At 61.7% G+C, this 15,340-nt stretch carries 14 protein-coding genes, 1 tRNA gene and 1 pseudogene; 1 reads left to right on the top strand and 15 read right to left on the bottom strand.

Translation table 11 applies throughout. The annotated features are described in order from the left end of the window. Position 1: 1 nt before the first annotated feature. The 14 genes and pseudogenes from ACS7SF_RS17650 to ACS7SF_RS17585 all read right to left on the bottom strand — a co-directional run bounded on the left by ACS7SF_RS17650 (position 2) and on the right by ACS7SF_RS17585 (position 13,681). Positions 2 to 430: an integration host factor subunit alpha gene (locus tag ACS7SF_RS17650; protein WP_439890946.1), complete on the bottom strand. Its 429-nt coding sequence runs from the start codon at positions 428 to 430 to the stop codon at positions 2 to 4. 71 nt (positions 431 to 501) lie between these two features. Beyond that, positions 502 to 2,931: a phenylalanine--tRNA ligase subunit beta gene (pheT, locus tag ACS7SF_RS17645; RefSeq protein ID WP_439890945.1), complete on the bottom strand. Its 2,430-nt coding sequence runs from the start codon at positions 2,929 to 2,931 to the stop codon at positions 502 to 504. Positions 2,932 to 2,993: 62 nt separating this feature from the next. Continuing rightward, on the bottom strand, positions 2,994 to 4,028 hold the full coding sequence (gene pheS, locus ACS7SF_RS17640) for a phenylalanine--tRNA ligase subunit alpha (RefSeq protein WP_439890944.1): 1,035 nt from the start codon (positions 4,026 to 4,028) through the stop codon (positions 2,994 to 2,996). Positions 4,029 to 4,150: 122 nt separating this feature from the next. Continuing rightward, entirely contained in the window at positions 4,151 to 4,507 is a 357-nt protein-coding gene (gene rplT, locus ACS7SF_RS17635) for a 50S ribosomal protein L20 (RefSeq protein WP_012762124.1), read from the bottom strand. 28 nt (positions 4,508 to 4,535) lie between these two features. Further along, entirely contained in the window at positions 4,536 to 4,733 is a 198-nt protein-coding gene (rpmI, locus tag ACS7SF_RS17630) for a 50S ribosomal protein L35 (RefSeq protein ID WP_004636003.1), read from the bottom strand. Positions 4,734 to 4,900: 167 nt separating this feature from the next. Continuing rightward, positions 4,901 to 5,422, bottom strand: a complete 522-nt coding sequence (gene infC, locus ACS7SF_RS17625) for a translation initiation factor IF-3 (protein ID WP_426398815.1) — start codon at positions 5,420 to 5,422, stop codon at positions 4,901 to 4,903. Positions 5,423 to 5,464: 42 nt separating this feature from the next. Next, a pseudogene (gene thrS, locus ACS7SF_RS17620) lies at positions 5,465 to 7,373 on the bottom strand (threonine--tRNA ligase). Positions 7,374 to 7,738: 365 nt separating this feature from the next. Next, a tRNA-Val gene (locus tag ACS7SF_RS17615) sits at positions 7,739 to 7,815 on the bottom strand. Between the two features lie 22 nt (positions 7,816 to 7,837). Then, positions 7,838 to 10,075 carry a RelA/SpoT family protein gene (locus ACS7SF_RS17610; protein ID WP_439890943.1) on the bottom strand — a complete coding sequence of 746 codons (2,238 nt, stop codon included), beginning with the start codon at positions 10,073 to 10,075 and terminating at the stop codon, positions 7,838 to 7,840. 39 nt (positions 10,076 to 10,114) lie between these two features. Then, the gene (locus ACS7SF_RS17605; protein WP_439890942.1) at positions 10,115 to 10,483 is read right to left on the bottom strand and encodes a RidA family protein; all 369 of its coding nucleotides are present in this window, start codon (positions 10,481 to 10,483) and stop codon (positions 10,115 to 10,117) included. A 31-nt stretch (positions 10,484 to 10,514) separates the two neighbouring features. Next, the gene (locus ACS7SF_RS17600; RefSeq protein ID WP_439890941.1) at positions 10,515 to 11,384 is read right to left on the bottom strand and encodes an alpha/beta fold hydrolase; all 870 of its coding nucleotides are present in this window, start codon (positions 11,382 to 11,384) and stop codon (positions 10,515 to 10,517) included. Between the two features lie 156 nt (positions 11,385 to 11,540). Then, positions 11,541 to 12,320: a 3-hydroxybutyrate dehydrogenase gene (locus ACS7SF_RS17595; RefSeq protein WP_439890940.1), complete on the bottom strand. Its 780-nt coding sequence runs from the start codon at positions 12,318 to 12,320 to the stop codon at positions 11,541 to 11,543. Between the two features lie 13 nt (positions 12,321 to 12,333). After that, complete coding sequence (locus ACS7SF_RS17590) at positions 12,334 to 12,969, bottom strand: 3-oxoacid CoA-transferase subunit B (RefSeq protein WP_426398402.1); 636 nt, start codon at positions 12,967 to 12,969, stop codon at positions 12,334 to 12,336. A gap of 10 nt (positions 12,970 to 12,979) precedes the next feature. Next, the gene (locus ACS7SF_RS17585) at positions 12,980 to 13,681 is read right to left on the bottom strand and encodes a CoA transferase subunit A (RefSeq protein ID WP_426398400.1); all 702 of its coding nucleotides are present in this window, start codon (positions 13,679 to 13,681) and stop codon (positions 12,980 to 12,982) included. A gap of 190 nt (positions 13,682 to 13,871) precedes the next feature. Between ACS7SF_RS17585 and ACS7SF_RS17580 the strand changes: the two genes are divergently transcribed. Continuing rightward, positions 13,872 to 14,417 (top strand): LuxR C-terminal-related transcriptional regulator, encoded by a 546-nt coding sequence (locus ACS7SF_RS17580; protein WP_426398399.1) that lies wholly within the window; start codon positions 13,872 to 13,874, stop codon positions 14,415 to 14,417. Positions 14,418 to 14,436: 19 nt separating this feature from the next. Here the strand turns inward: ACS7SF_RS17580 and ACS7SF_RS17575 are convergent, their stop codons facing one another. Further along, positions 14,437 to 15,222 (bottom strand): SDR family oxidoreductase, encoded by a 786-nt coding sequence (locus ACS7SF_RS17575; RefSeq protein WP_426398397.1) that lies wholly within the window; start codon positions 15,220 to 15,222, stop codon positions 14,437 to 14,439. Between the last annotated feature and the right edge of the window lie 118 nt (positions 15,223 to 15,340).

The following is a 15,340-nucleotide window of genomic DNA, read 5'->3' as shown; positions in this document are numbered from 1 at the left end:
ATTACACAGCGCCCACAGCATCGGCCGGCAAGGGCTCGACACGCTCTTCCACGAGCGCCTTGAGCTTCTGGCTGGCGTGGAATGTGACGACGCGCCGCGCGGTGATCGGGATGATCTCCCCCGTCTTCGGATTGCGGCCCGGGCGCTGCGGCTTGTCGCGCAACTGGAAGTTGCCGAAGCCGGACAGTTTGACGCTATCACCTTGCTCGAGCGCTTCGCGAATCACGTCAAAGAACGCCTCGACCATGTCCTTCGATTCACGCTTGTTCAGGCCGACCTGCTCGAACAGCATCTCGGCGAGTTCGGCCTTGGTGAGCGTCGGCACTTCCTGACCGCGCGCATCACGCACGTCGGCCAGTGCTGACGAAGAAGAACCGAGCGAGTCGCCCAAGGAGGATGCCGCCAACGCGGGCGCGTGTTGATCGTTCATAGGATTCGCTTAGGCGTTGATCGATCCGAATGCGGAGGTTCGTTCGAGCTGTCTCTCGCGAGGCGCGGACGTCAGGCGCGCAGGCGCGCGCCGAATGCATCGCCGGCCGCTCGAATCAGTTGCTGTGTGGCGGCCTCGACAATGTCGTCCTGGAGGGTGCTGTCAGTATCTTGCAACGTAATTCTGAAGGCAAGGCTTTTCTCCTGCGCTCCAATGGCAGCCGTGGCGGCCTTCGGACGGAACTCGTCGAACAACACCACGCCTTGCAGATAACGCTGCCAAGGGGTGCCAACGGCCGTTTTCTCGAACGTATCAACGAGGTCCTGCACCGCCACATCCTGGCGCACGACCAATGCAATGTCGCGCGTCACAGCCGGCACGCGCGGTACTTCGCGATATTTCGGCAGGCCAACTGCAGTGATGGCGTCGAGCTCTAGCTCCCACACCACCGGCGCGGTCGGCAGATCGTACTTCTGCAGCCAGCGCGGATGCAGCTCACCGATCCAGCCGATGGCGCGGCCATTCAGCACCACACGTGCGGAGCGCCCCGGATGCAGCGCGGGATGCTCGGCGCGCTCGAAGCGAGCTTGCAGCGGCCACAGCAGCGATTCCACATCGCCCTTCACGTCGAAGAAATCGACCGGGCGCGTCTGCACGCCCCACTGCTCTTCCTTGGACGGGCCATACGCAATACCGCCCGCCATCATCGGCTGCGCGTAACCCGCGACCGACAAGCCACCATCCGCAACGCTCGCATCACGGTGGAACACACGGCCCACCTCGAACATGCGTACGCGCGAGGCCTTGCGGTTCAGGTTGTAGCGCACCTTGTCGAGCAGGCCGCCGATAAGCGTGCTGCGCATCACCGAGTACTGGCTGGCGATCGGGTTCAGCAGCGGGATCGGGTTGGTGTTGCCGGCAAAATCGGCTTCCCATTCGGTCTCGACGAAAGCGAAATTGACGACTTCGTGATAGTCGCGCGCAGCCACGGCGTGACGCACGTCGTGCATCGTGCGGCGTGCTTCGTTGGTCGGGCGCATCGCGTTTTCGGCAACCGGTGGCTTGGCCGGAATCTGCTCGAAACCGTAGATGCGAGCGACCTCTTCGATCAGGTCTTCTTCGATTTCAATGTCAAAGCGGTATGACGGCGGCTCGACGATGAACACATCGCCATCCACGCTGAACGTAAGGCCGAGGCGCTTGAACACATCCGCCACAACTTCGTGCGACAGCGGAATGCCGAGCACACGCGCCGCACGTGCCACACGCATGCGCACCGGCTCGCGCTTGGGCAGATTGACGATCTGATCGTCGATCGGGCCGGCCTGACCGCCGCAGATCTCGAGGATCAGCGCACTGATGCGCTCAATGTGTTCAACGGTGGTCGCGTAATCGACACCGCGCTCGAAGCGGTGACCAGCATCGGTCGAGAAGTTATAGCGGCGCCCGCGGCCCTGAATGGCCTCCGGCCACCAGAATGCGGCTTCGACATAGATGTTCTGCGTATCGAGCGTGACGGCGGTCTTGTCGCCACCCATGATGCCGGCCAGGCTTTCGATAGCCTGCTCGTCCGAGATCACGCCGACCTTTTCATCGACGGTAATTGTGTCGCCGTTGAGGAGCTTGAGTTCTTCGCCGGCCTTGCCCCAGCGCACCGTCAAGCCACCGTGGATCTTGTCCAGATCGAACACGTGCGACGGACGGCCCAGCTCCAGCATCACGTAGTTGGAGATATCGACCAATGCCGACACGCTGCGCATGCCCGCGCGCTCGATGCGCGAGACCATCCAGCCCGGGGTCTTCGCATGTGCGTTCACGCCGCGGATGATGCGGCCCGAGAAACGGCCGCACAGGTCCGGCGCTTCGACCTTGACCGGCAACTTGTCAGCCAGCGTCACCGCCACCGGCGCCATCGACGGCACGGTGATCGGTGCGCCCGTCAGTGCGGACACTTCGCGCGCCACACCGTGAATCGACAGGCAGTCCGCCTTGTTGGGCGTGAGTTTGATGACGAAGATCTGGTCGTCCAGATCGAGCACCTTGCGGATGTCTTCACCCACCGGCGTGTCTTCCGGCAGGATCAGCAGGCCGCCGTGGTCTTCCGACAGCTTCAGCTCGCGCGCCGAGCACAGCATGCCGTAGCTCTCTACGCCACGCAGCTTGCCGATCTTGATCTTGAACGGCTTGCCGTCTTCCCCCGGCGGCAGCTCAGCACCCACCATCGCGCACGGCACCTTGATGCCCACCGACACGTTCGGCGCGCCGCAGACGATCTGCAGCAGTTCGCCCGTACCGGCGTTGACCTTGCAGACGTTCAGGCGATCGGCGTCCGGGTGCTTGTTCACCTCGACCACATGGCCGACGACGATATTCGTGAACGGCGGCGCAACAGGGTCGACCTCTTCCACTTCGAGGCCCGCCATCGTCAGACGGTGGGAAAGCTCGTCGGTGGTGATCGGCGGATTGACGAAACTGCGAAGCCAGGATTCCGGAAATTGCATGGCGCGACAGGAAAAAGAATTCGATTAACGGGGCGACGGGTTGGTCAGTGCGAGCGCGGCGCTTAAGCGAACTGGCGCAGGAAACGCACATCGCCCTCGAAGAACAGGCGCAGATCGTTGATGCCATAGCGCAGCATCGTCAGGCGCTCAAGGCCGGAGCCGAACGCAAAGCCGATGTAACGCTCAGGGTCCAGGCCCATGTTGCGCACCACGGTCGGGTGCACCTGGCCGGAACCGGAAATCTCCAACCACTTGCCGTTGCCGAACGCCATGTCGATCTCGGCCGACGGCTCGGTGAACGGGAAGTACGACGGGCGGAAGCGCACGTTGATGTCGTCGCGCTCGAAGAAGTTGCGCAGGAAGTCGGTGTAGACGCCCTTCAGGTCGGCAAAGCTGATGTTGTCAGCAATCCAGAGGCCTTCGACCTGGTGGAACATCGGCGAGTGCGTGGCGTCGCTGTCGACGCGGTACGTGCGGCCCGGGGCGATGACCTTGATCGGGGGGATGCGGTCGAGGTGCTTGTACTTCTCGACGTGCATGCGGGCGTAGCGCACCTGCATCGGGCTGGTGTGCGTGCGCAGCAGCAGGAGCTTGTCGTCGCTGTCGCGGCCGTCGATGTAGAAGGTGTCCTGCATCGAGCGCGCCGGATGGTTGTCCGGGTTGTTCAACGCCGTGAAGTTCATCCAGTCGGATTCGATTTCGGGGCCGTCGGCCACATCGAAACCGATCGAACCGAAGATCTTGGCGACGCGCTCCCAGGTGTTCATCACCGGGTGCAGGCTGCCTTCGGCCACGTCGCGGCCGGGCAGCGTCACGTCGATCGCTTCGGCGGCCAGGCGCGCGTTCATGAGCGCATCGGCCAGCGCCTGGCGGCGGGCGTTCAACGCCTCTTCAACGCGGCTCTTGGCCTGGTTGATGCGCGCGCCTTCGGTCTTGCGTGTCTCCGGATCGAGCTTACCGAGGCCCTTGAGCAAGTCGGTCAGCACGCCGGACTTACCGAGAAAGCGCGCCTTCTCGTTTTCCAGCGAGGCGTTGTCCTCCACAGAGGCAAACGCGTTTTGGGCATCGACGACGACTTGGTCCAGATCCAGTGACATGGGAAGGCGAGCGAAAAAATTCGGGAGATTCGAAATAAAAAACGGGGCTCGGTGAGAGCCCCGTCAGGGTGATCAGCCGGCAAACTTACTGGGCAATTCCAGCAGCCTGCCCGGCCAATCCATCAGGCGACGTTGGCTTTCACCTGGTTCACGATGGCGGCAAAAGCCACCTTGTCGTGAATGGCCATGTCCGACAGCACCTTGCGGTCCAGTTCGATGGACGCCTTCTTCAGGCCGTTCATGAACTTGCTGTAGGTCAGGCCATGCTCGCGTGCGCCAGCGTTGATACGTGCAATCCAGAGTGCGCGGAACACGCGCTTCTTGTTGCGACGATCGCGGTAAGCGTACTGACCAGCACGCATGACCGCCTGCTTGGCGATGCGATAGACGTTATTGCGGCGGCCGCGGTAACCCTTGGCTGCGCTGATAACCTTCTTATGACGGGCCCGCGCTGTGACCCCACGTTTTACTCGAGGCATGAAATGCTCCTTTCGTAGTTAGTTAGGGTTAGGCGTACGGCATCATTGCGCGAACGGACTTCAGGTTCGTCTCATGGACGCCCTCGGTACCGCGCAGGTGACGCTTGTTCTTGGTGGTCTTCTTGGTCAGGATGTGACGCTTGAAGGCTTGGCCACGTTTGATCGTGCCACCAGGACGGGCAGTAAAGCGCTTGGAGGCGCTTTTCTTCGTCTTCATCTTCGGCATGGAACAACTCCGCTTTTGACATGAAGCCAGGTGGACGGCTGGCGCCGACACTTTTAAGACCCGGACCCACTTGTTGTATCGCGATGGGTGATGAAGCCCATCGCGTTTTCCGACGTTTCCGTCTGAAACCTGCTCAGCGCAGCCGGAATCGTCCGGCCGCCACTGCATTACTTTTTCTTCTTGGGTGCCAACATCATCACTGCCTGGCGACCTTCCATCTTCGGCATCTGCTCAACCTGCCCGAATTCCTCCAGGTCAGACTTGATACGCTCCAGCACGCGCATGCCGAGCTCCTGGTGAGCCATTTCGCGGCCCCGGAAACGCAAGGTAACCTTTACCCGGTCACCATCTTCCAGGAAGCGCGTCGCGTTGCGCAGCTTGACGCCGTAGTCGTTGTCGTCAGTACCAGGGCGGAACTTGACTTCCTTCACCTGGATGACCTTCTGCTTCAGCTTGGCTTCGTGAGCCTTCTTCTGCTCCGAATACTTGAACTTGCCATAGTCCATCAGGCGGCAAACGGGCGGCTGCGCAGTCGGCGCGATCTCGACTAGGTCGACGTCTTTCTCTTCTGCCAGACGCAGTGCGTCGAACAGCTTGACGATGCCGAGCGCTTCTCCCTCAACCCCGGTCAGGCGGACTTCCGGTGCGCTGATCTCGCGGTTGATGCGGTGAGATTTCTCAGTAGCGATGTTGATGTCCTCGAAGAATCAAAAAAACAGGCCGTGTCCAGCTCATGACTTGTTGGCGAGATCGTTCTGCAGTCGCTCAACGAACGCCGACAGCGGCATGGAGCCTAGATCGACGTTGCCACGGGCACGCACGGCCACCTGATTTTCATCCCGCTCTTTGTCGCCCACCACAACCTGATAGGGAACCTTCTGAACGGAATGCTCGCGGATTTTATACCCAATCTTCTCATTCCGCAAATCGACAACCGCCCTAAATCCTTGTTTTTGCAGGGATTGCGCAACGGATTGTGCGTATTCAGCGTGCGAATCGGTGATGCTGAGCACCGCGACCTGTACCGGCGAAAGCCACGTCGGCAGCGCTCCGGCGTATTGCTCGATCAAGATACCGATAAAGCGCTCCAGGCTGCCGACGATGGCCCGGTGCAGCATGATGGGGCGGTGGCGCGCCCCATCTTCGCCGACAAACTCCGCATCCAAGCGCTCCGGCAGGTTCGGGTCGACCTGGATCGTGCCGCACTGCCACTGGCGACCAAGTGCATCTTTCAGCACGTATTCGATCTTCGGGCCGTAGAACGCGCCTTCGCCTGGCAGGTATTCGAACTCGCAGCCGGAGGCACGCAAGCCGTCTGCCAAGGCAGCCTCGGCGCGATCCCAGCTCTCCTCGGAGCCAATGCGTTTTTCTGGACGCGTTCGACAGCTTGTACAGAATTTCGGAAAAGCCGAAATCCTTGTAGACCTTCTGCAGCAGCGTCGTAAACGCCGTCACTTCGGCCTGGATCATGTCTTCGGTACAGAAGATATGACCGTCATCCTGCGTGAAGCCCCGCACGCGCATGATGCCGTGCAGACCGCCCGAGGGCTCGTTGCGATGGCAAGCGCCGAATTCACCGAAGCGCAGCGGCAGGTCACGGTAGCTCTTGATGCCCTGCTTGTAGATGAGGATATGGCCGGGGCAGTTCATCGGCTTGAGCGCGTACTCGCGCTTTTCCGATTCCGTGATGAACATGTTCTCGCGGTACTTGTCCCAGTGGCCGGTCTTTTCCCACAGCGACTTGTCTAGAATCTGCGGCCCCTTGACTTCCTGGTAGCCGTTTTCACGGTACACGCGGCGCATGTACTGCTCGACCTCTTGCCACAGCGTCCAGCCCTTGGGGTGCCAGAACACCATGCCCGGAGCGGTTTCGTCGATATGGAACAGGTCGAGTTCGCGGCCGAGCTTGCGATGGTCGCGCTTCTCAGCCTCTTCCAGCATGCGCAGGTAGGCTTCCTGGTCTTCCTTCTTGGCCCACGCCGTGCCGTAAATGCGCTGGAGCATCTCGTTGTTGTGATCGCCGCGCCAGTAGGCGCCTGCGACCTTCATCAGTTTGAAGACCTTGAGCTTGCCCGTGGATGGCACATGCGGGCCACGACACAGATCGACAAAATTGCCTTCGCGGTACAGGCCGATCTCCTGGTCCTCCGGAATGGAGGCGATGATCTCAGCCTTGTACTTCTCACCCATACCCTCGAACAGCTTGACGGCCTCGTCACGGTTCCAGACCTCGCGCGTGACCTTCTCGTCTTTCTTGGCGAGCTCAGTCATTTTCTTTTCGATGGCGACGAGGTCTTCCGGCGTGAAGGGGCGCTTGTAGGCGAAGTCGTAGTAGAAGCCGTTGTCGATGACCGGGCCGATCGTGACCTGCGCCTCCGGATACAGCTCTTTGACGGCATAGGCGAGCAAGTGGGCCGTCGAGTGGCGGATCACGTCAACGCCGTCGGCGTCCTTGTCGGTGATGATGGCGAGCTTGGCATCGCGGTCGATCGAGTAGCTCGTATCGACCATCTGGCCGTCCACGCGACCAGCCAGTGCAGCTTTGGCCAAACCAGCACCGATGCTTTGCGCCACTTCAGCCACCGTCACCGGGCCGGGAAACTCGCGCCGGGAACCGTCCGGCAACGTGATTGCGATCATGCTTGCTCCTGTGGAGTCACCGTCGCGCTTGTGGTCCGCGCGAAGGCTGTCATTCTGTCGTGCGCCACACCAAGCTGGTGCGGCAGGTTGTCGAATCGATGCTTCGAAGCGCTTTCAGCCTGATCGCCACGTATGACATGAAAACGCGGACGAAAAAAAACGCGGCCAAGGCCGCGTTTTCTTTTGCGCTGACTACCGCTTGGGCAGAGCACAAAGGGCGAAAACCGCACCTTGACTACTGTCGCTCCGAAGCGGTTGTAGTTCGCGGTGCTTGAATCATGTTTTGCCCTTCACTTCAGTTGTACGGGACAAACCCGAGGGATGACGGCTTGGACATCCTACCCGACGCGTCCTGCTAAATGCGTTGGTAGGCTCGATTGGACTCGAACCAACGACCCCCACCATGTCAAGGTGGTGCTCTAACCAGCTGAGCTACGAGCCTGCCGAAGAACAAGACTATACCGTCACTTGCGCCTGGCTGTCAACACCCCTTGCACTTCTTCGATCAAAGTCAGCGCGCGCTGCAGTTGTGTCGCCTCCGCCACCTCGGCCGTGAACTGCATTTTGGCGACGCCCTTGCTCGATAGCGTGCGCACGCCGGTCACGTTGATCTTCTCGCGCGAGAGGATTTCCGAGATGTCGCGCAACAAACCCTGGCGGTCCAGCGCCTCGACCTGGATATCGATCGGATACACCGAATCGCTACGCTGGCCCCACTCCGTCTGAATCACGCGGCCCGGCGCGCGGGCAGCCAGCTGCTGGAACGTCGCGCAGCTTTGCCGATGGATCGACACACCGCGCCCGCGCGTAACGAATCCGACGATCGGGTCCGGCGGCGCCGGCTTGCAGCAGCGCGACATCTGCGTCAGCAGCGAATCGACGCCCACCACCAGCACGCCACTCTTGGCGCCCCGGGCAACGCTGGTGGCCTTGCTCTTCTTGGTGATCGACGCCTCATCGTCCACAGGCGCAGGTGGCGGCGCACCGTCAGAGCGCAAGACAGCCTCGACCCGGCGCAGGCTGAGTTCGTCCTTGGCGACAACGGCGTACAAATCATCCGGCGACTTAAAGCCGAGCTTGGCGGCCAAGTCCTCCAGGTTGACGGCGGTTTTGCCTTCGCGCTGCAGGGTCTTGTCGATCAGGGCGCGCCCCTGGGCCAGCATTTCTTCCAGCTCAAGCGCATTGAACCAAGCACGCACCTTCGTCTTGGCGCGGCTGCTCGCCAGATAGTGCAACTCAGGATTGAGCCAATCGCGCGACGGCCCGCCCTGCTTCACGGTGACGATCTCGACGGTCTGGCCGTTCTTGAGCGGCGTGTTGAGCGGCACCATCGTCCCGTCGACGCGCGCACCACGGCAACGATGGCCGAGATCGCTGTGCAGGTAATAGGCGAAGTCGACCGGCGTCGCGCCTTGCGGCAAGGCGATGACGCGCGCCTGCGGCGTGAGTACGTAGATGTGGTCGTCCAGCTCGGTGTGCTTGAGCTGTTCCCAGGGCGAATCTTCGTGCGCGACGGTGTGTTCGGCGTCGTCCTTCCAAGCCAGCAGCTGACGCAGCCAGGCGATTTTTTCGTCGTAGCGCTCGCTGGCGGAGAACTGGCCGGCGTAGCCCTTGCTGCCGGCTTCCTTGTAACGCCAGTGCGCGGCCACGCCGTACTCGGCAAAGTGGTGCATCTCGCGCGTTCGGATCTGCACCTCCAGCGCGCGACCGTCGTCACCGATCACCACCGTGTGCAGCGACATATAGCCGTTGGCCTTGGGGCGCGAGATGTAGTCGTCGAACTCCTTGGGAATCGGCTGCCACATGTGGTGCACGAAACCGAGCACGGTGTAGCAATCCTTGATGTCGTCGACGATCACGCGGAAAGCGCGCACGTCGTACAGATCGGCAAAGTCGAGCTCCTTGCCGCGCATCTTTTTCCAGATGCTGTAGATATGCTTGGGGCGGCCCGACACCTCGGCCTGGATGCCCGCGTCATGCAGCGTCTTCTGCAGCTTGGCGATGGCCTCGCCGATGAACTTTTCGCGTTCGATGCGCTTTTCATCGAGCAGGCGGGCGATGCGCTTGTAGGTGTCGGGGTCTTCAAAGCGGAAACCAAGGTCTTCGAGCTCCCACTTGAGTTGCCAGATACCTAGGCGATTGGCCAGCGGCGCGTAGATGTCGAGCGTCTCGCGCGCCATACCGTCGGGAGCCGAGCGCTTGGTCTGCGCCAGCCAGCGCAGCGATTGCAACCGCGACGCCAGGCGGATCAGCACCACGCGAATGTCTTGCGCGAACGCAAGCAGCATCTTGCGCAGCGCCTCGACCTGGGCGCGGCGCGCTTCGGCTTCGTTCTTGCGCGTGATGCTGGCGTCCGTCGGGCTGACCAGGCCTGCAATGGCACCGATGCGCAGCAGTTGCCGCACGTCGTGCACGAGCTTGACAACCTCGGCGCCAAACACGGGCTCAAGCGCGCGCTCGTTGTCCATTGCCAGCGTGGGCAGCAGGAACAGCGCGGCCGCCTGCAGCGACGGCGTATCAACGCGCAGCCCCTCAAGAATGGCGATCGTGCCGCGGGCGTGCGACTCCAGCGTCTCGCCGGTCAGCGTGACTTTGTCTGCGGCGTTGGCGGCCAGATATTCGATCGCCTGTGCGACCTGCTCTGCCGGTGAGGTGGCCACCTGCCCAGCCCCTTCGGCCGGCCGGTCGGTCTTGTGCTCCATGATGCGTCCTGCTTGCGTCTCGCCTGTTGCGCGCCGGGCTCAGCTCTTCAGTGCGGCCGTCACGACGATTTCGATGCGGTACTTCGGGTTGGCCAGCGCGGCCTCCACCGTGGCGCGCGGCGGCGAGTTCTTGGACTCGGCGGCGACCCACTGGTCCCACACGGTGTTCATCTCGCCAATCTCGGTGATGTCCTTCAGGAAGATCTGACACATCAGGATGCGCGTCTTGTCGCTGCCGTTGGCGGCCAGCACGCGGTCGATGATGGCGAGCACTTCCGCCGTCTGCTCGGCAATGCCGGCGTCCAGCGTGGTCTCGGGCACCTGGCCAGCGACATAGACGACGCCGTTGTAAACAGCGGCATCGGAATAGCGATGTTCGACGTTGTAACGCTTCAGTTCAGTGCTCATGTTGCAAATCAAAATGGGGGCAAACAAAGGGTCATTGACCGAGGAAGAACTTACGGGCGATCGCCACCTGATCCGGCTGGATAAAGGTCGGCGCGTGGCCCACATCGGGAATCTCTACCGTATTCACATGTTGGCCGCGTTGCATCATGGCCTCGACGGTCTCGCGCGTGAGCAGGTCCGATTGCGCGCCGCGCACGATCAGCACCTCACCGGGAATCGCTTCGAACAGCTTCCACAGCATGGCTTCTCCGGCGGCGATCACTTCAGGCGTGGTGTTCTTGAAAGGCTCGGCCAGACGCGGATCATAGTGCAGGATCCACTCGCCACCCTGCGGCTTGAGGATCGCGGTATTCAACTCACGCCATTGTTCCGGCGTGTGCGGCCCGAACGAAGTGCTGATCGTCTTGAGGTACGCCAGCCCTTCGTCGAAGGTCTTGAAGCGGACGCCCAGGCCAAGATACGCACCAATGCGCGTCAACGACGACTCTGTCACGCGCGGCCCCACGTCGTTGAGCAGCAGCTTGCGGATCGGCGACTTCGGCAGGCCCGCCAGGCTCATGCCGATCAACCCGCCCATCGAGGTACCGAACCAATCGACCGATTCCACATTCAGCCGCGCCAACAACGTCACCATGTCGGACACGTACTGCGGAATGACATAGCCCTTCGGATCCACCAACCAGTCAGAGCGCCCACGGCCAACTACATCCGGGCAAATGACGCGGTAGTCATTGCACAGCGCTTGCGCCAGCACGTCGAAGTCGCGCCCGGTGCGCGAGAGACCATGCACGCAGACCAGCACACGCGGATTCTGCGAATCGCCCCACTCGTGATACGCCATCCGATGCAAGCCGGACGGGCTCAGGCACTGCACAAAGGCGAGGCGCGGCGAAACAGGCATGAACATCTCCTACACGTGAACAACGGCGAGAGAACAAAGCCTGATTGTACGCGGGCCTGCGAGCATGCGGCGGCGCAGCAGACCGGCACGCTCGCCGTAAACGAAAAAGCCCCGCTGCACTGAACTGCAGCGGGGCTTTTTCTGTGCAGGATGCGCTTACTGCGCGACCCAGCCGCCATCCATGTTCCAGGCCACGCCGCGCACCTGCTCGGCGGCGTGGCTGCACAGGAACACCGCCAGCGCGCCGAGCTGATCGGGCGTAACGAACTCGCCGGAAGGCTGCTTCTCCATCAGCAGTTCCTTCTTGGCCTGCAGCGCGGGAATGCCTTCCTTCTCGGCGCGCGCGTCGATCTGCTTCTGCACCAGCGGCGTCAGCACCCAGCCCGGACAGATCGCATTGGACGTGATGCCCGTCTGCGCCGTTTCCAGCGCCACCGACTTGGTCAAGCCGACGATGCCATGCTTGGCCGCCACATACGCCGACTTCTGCGCCGACGCCACCAGCCCATGCGCCGAAGCAATGTTGATGATTCGGCCCCAGTTTTTCTTCTTCATGCCGGGCACCGCGAGCCGAGTCGTGTGGAACGCCGAAGTCAGGTTGATGGCGATGATGGCGTCCCAACGCTCGGTCGGGAAATCTTCCACATTGGCCACGTACTGGATGCCGGCATTGTTGACGAGGATGTCCACGCCCCCGAATTCGGCATCGGCATAGGCGAACATCGCTTCGATCTCGGCGGGCTTGCTCATGTCGGCGCCGTGATAGCCGATGCGGACGGCGTTCTTGCCTGCCTCGGCAATCTGCGCCTTGGGCGCTTCCACATCGCCGAAGCCATTCATGATGATGTTGGCACCCTGCGCGGCCAGCGAACAGGCGATGCCCAGACCGATCCCGCTGGTCGAGCCCGTGACGAGGGCGGTTTTTCCTTGCAGCATCGTGGTCTCCGAATTACAGCAAATTCACGCCAGTCTTGGCCTGGATCTCTTCGCGCGACACGCCCGGCGCAGTTTCCACCAAGCGCAGACCCTGCTCCGTCACGTCGATCACGCCCAGGTCCGTAATGATGCGGTCGACCACACCCACACCCGTCAGCGGCAGCGTGCACTTGGGCAGAATCTTCAGGTCTTCGGTGCCATCCTTCTTCTTGGCAACGTGCTCCATCAACACAATCACGCGCTTGACGCCCGCCACGAGGTCCATCGCGCCGCCCATGCCCTTGACCATCTTCCCGGGGATCATCCAGTTGGCCAGATCGCCCGTCTCGCTCACCTGCATGGCGCCGAGAATCGACAGGTTGATCTTGCCGCCGCGGATCATCGCAAAGCTCTGGTCGCTGCCGAAGATGGCGCTGCCCGGCAGCGTGGTCACGGTTTGCTTGCCGGCGTTGATGAGATCGGCATCCACTTCATCTTCGGTCGGGAACGGGCCGATGCCGAGCATGCCGTTTTCGCTCTGCAGCCAGACTTCCTTGTCGCCCGTGTGGTTGGCGACCAGCGTCGGGATGCCGATACCGAGATTCACGTAGAAACCGTCTTGCAATTCTTGCGCGGCGCGCGCCGCCATTTGGTCTTGTGTCCAGGCCATGTCGGTCTCCTTAGTTGGCTGCGCGAATGGTGCGTTTTTCGATGCGCTTCTCGGGCGTGGCGTTCAGCACGATGCGATTCACGTAGATGCCCGGCAGATGGATGTCGTCCGGCGCCAGCTCGCCCACTTCAACGATCTTTTCCACTTCGACGATGCAGATCTTGCCGGCGGTCGCTGCAGCCGGGTTGAAGTTGCGTGCGGTCAGGTTGAAACGCAGGTTGCCGGATTTGTCCGCCACCGCCGCCTTGACCAGCGACACATCGGGCACCAGCGAGCGCTCCATGACGTACGTTTCGCCGTCGAACTCGCGTAGCTCCTTGCCCTCGGCCACGATCGTGCCGACACCGGTCTTGGTGAAGAACGCGGGGATGCCTGCGCCGCCCGCACGCAGCTTTTCGGCCAAGGTGCCTTGCGGCGTGAATTCCAGCTCGAGTTCACCGGCTAGGTACTGGCGCTCGAACTCCTTGTTCTCGCCCACGTAGGACGAAATCATTTTCTTGATCTGGCGGGTTTCCAGCAGCAGGCCCAGGCCAAAACCATCGACGCCCGCGTTGTTGGAGATACAGGTGAGATTCTTGACACCCGAATCGCGCAGTGCGCCGATCAGCGCCTCGGGAATACCGCACAGACCGAAACCGCCCACGGCGATCGTCTGGCCGTCTTTAACGACGCCCGCGAGCGCCTCGCTGGCGCTGGCGAAGATTTTGTTCATGCGTGCTCCTTCCTTGGTGGTCCAACGGATCCGGCTGAGTTTTGACCGTGCGCACAGTTGGGGTTTGTGCGGTGCGGCGCCGGAAAATTGTAACGGTACAATTTGGCGAGAATACGCAAGCGTTACGCAACGCAGCAATACGTACGACTACATAAGGCCCACTCCTAGCCTTCCCTAGCCCTAGACACCCATGACAGCACTTGACTACCAGACCGCGTTCCAGCTTGCCCCGGTCGGCATGGTGATGTCACGTGAGCGCGTGATGGTCGACGTCAATGACGAGGCCGCGCGCATCTTCGGCCACGCCCGCACGACCATGATTGGCCAGTCGTTCGAACTGCTCTACCCCACGCATGACGAATACGAACGCACGGGCGCACGCATCGTGCCCATCATGGGCGCGCGCGGTAGCTATTCGGATGAGCGCATCATGAAGCGCGCCAACGGCGAGCTGTTCTGGTGCCACGTGACGGGTCGCGCGCTCGATCGCACCAAGCCGCTGGGTGAAGGCATCTGGACGTTCGAGGACCTTTCCGCGCACCGGCCGGTCACGGCGGCGCTCACACCGCGCGAGCGCGACATTGCGGCGCAACTGGTGGAGGGCAAGACGAGCAAGCAGATCGGCAAGCAACTGGAGATCAGCCCGCGCACGGTGGAAATCTATCGCGCGCGGCTGATGAAGAAGTATGCTGCCAACACCTCGCTTGAGCTTGTGCAGCGGCTGATGGGGCATTGAGCCCCAAAAGGCACGGGCGTTACACCATCCCGTCGTCGGCGTTGATGATGGCGCCGTTGATGAAATCCGATTGGTCCGACGCCAGCAGCAGGATCAACCCATCCAGATCTTCCGGCTTGCCGACGCGCTTGCGGGGCAGCATCTGTACGAGCTTCTGGCCGGCTTCCGTTTCCCAGTGATGGTGATTGATCTCGGTATCGATATAGCCCGGGCAGATGGCGTTCGTGTTGATGCCCAGACGCCCCCACTCCAGCGCCATGGCCTTGGTCATGTGCACCACAGCGGCCTTGCTCATGCAGTACACGCCGATTTGCGACAGCACCTTCAACCCCGCCACCGAAGCGATATTGATGATGCGCGATTGCGGCAGCGGCGAGCCGTTCTTTTCCGCACCCTTGGCCCGCGCAATCATGCGCTTGGCGGTTTCCTGCGCAACGAAAAAGGCGCCACGCGTGTTGGTATCGAAGATGAAATCGAAGTCGTCGGGCGTCACGTCCACCATGCGCTGCGTGGTCGAAACACCGGAGTTGTTGACGAGGATGTCGATCGTGCCGGCTTCCGTTTCCGCGTGGGCGATGGCGGAGCGGATGCTGTCCGGATCGGTCACATCCAGGCGGACAACGTGAGCGCTGCCGCCCTTCGATTCGATGTCGGCGCGCAATTCTTTCAGCCGCTCCACTCGACGCGAGGCCAGCACGACCTTGGCGCCAGCCGCCGCAAGGGTATGCGCGAACCGCGCGCCCAGGCCGCTGGAAGCGCCCGTGATCAGCGCGACCTTGCCTTCCAGATTGATCGACAAGCCCATGATGCGTGTTCCCCGTGTGTTGGTTTGACAGGCACCGGATCGCTGACGAGCGGTCCCGGCACGTGATTTCGGCGCAGCTTAGCAAAAAATCGAACGATCGTTCAGAAAATTCTCTTGC

The organism is Ralstonia sp. 25C (assembly GCF_051904805.1).
Taxonomy (GTDB): Bacteria; Pseudomonadota; Gammaproteobacteria; order Burkholderiales; family Burkholderiaceae; genus Ralstonia.
The sequence above is the reverse complement of the archived record's forward strand: the minus strand, read 5'-3'. Positions and strand labels throughout refer to the sequence as shown.

What these genes read in the sequence shown, in the direction of transcription:
- ACS7SF_RS17650 (WP_439890946.1), bottom strand. Translation starts at nt 430, where the DNA reads ATGAACGATCAACACGCGCCCGCGTTGGCGGCATCCTCCTTGGGCGAC.
- rplT (WP_012762124.1), bottom strand. Translation starts at nt 4,507, where the DNA reads ATGCCTCGAGTAAAACGTGGGGTCACAGCGCGGGCCCGTCATAAGAAG.
- ACS7SF_RS17580 (WP_426398399.1), top strand. Translation starts at nt 13,872, where the DNA reads ATGACAGCACTTGACTACCAGACCGCGTTCCAGCTTGCCCCGGTCGGC.
- pheT (WP_439890945.1), bottom strand. Translation starts at nt 2,931, where the DNA reads ATGCAATTTCCGGAATCCTGGCTTCGCAGTTTCGTCAATCCGCCGATC.
- ACS7SF_RS17605 (WP_439890942.1), bottom strand. Translation starts at nt 10,483, where the DNA reads ATGAGCACTGAACTGAAGCGTTACAACGTCGAACATCGCTATTCCGAT.
- ACS7SF_RS17590 (WP_426398402.1), bottom strand. Translation starts at nt 12,969, where the DNA reads ATGGCCTGGACACAAGACCAAATGGCGGCGCGCGCCGCGCAAGAATTG.
- ACS7SF_RS17600 (WP_439890941.1), bottom strand. Translation starts at nt 11,384, where the DNA reads ATGCCTGTTTCGCCGCGCCTCGCCTTTGTGCAGTGCCTGAGCCCGTCC.
- rpmI (WP_004636003.1), bottom strand. Translation starts at nt 4,733, where the DNA reads ATGCCGAAGATGAAGACGAAGAAAAGCGCCTCCAAGCGCTTTACTGCC.
- ACS7SF_RS17595 (WP_439890940.1), bottom strand. Translation starts at nt 12,320, where the DNA reads ATGCTGCAAGGAAAAACCGCCCTCGTCACGGGCTCGACCAGCGGGATC.
- ACS7SF_RS17585 (WP_426398400.1), bottom strand. Translation starts at nt 13,681, where the DNA reads ATGAACAAAATCTTCGCCAGCGCCAGCGAGGCGCTCGCGGGCGTCGTT.
- ACS7SF_RS17610 (WP_439890943.1), bottom strand. Translation starts at nt 10,075, where the DNA reads ATGGAGCACAAGACCGACCGGCCGGCCGAAGGGGCTGGGCAGGTGGCC.
- ACS7SF_RS17575 (WP_426398397.1), bottom strand. Translation starts at nt 15,222, where the DNA reads ATGGGCTTGTCGATCAATCTGGAAGGCAAGGTCGCGCTGATCACGGGC.
- pheS (WP_439890944.1), bottom strand. Translation starts at nt 4,028, where the DNA reads ATGTCACTGGATCTGGACCAAGTCGTCGTCGATGCCCAAAACGCGTTT.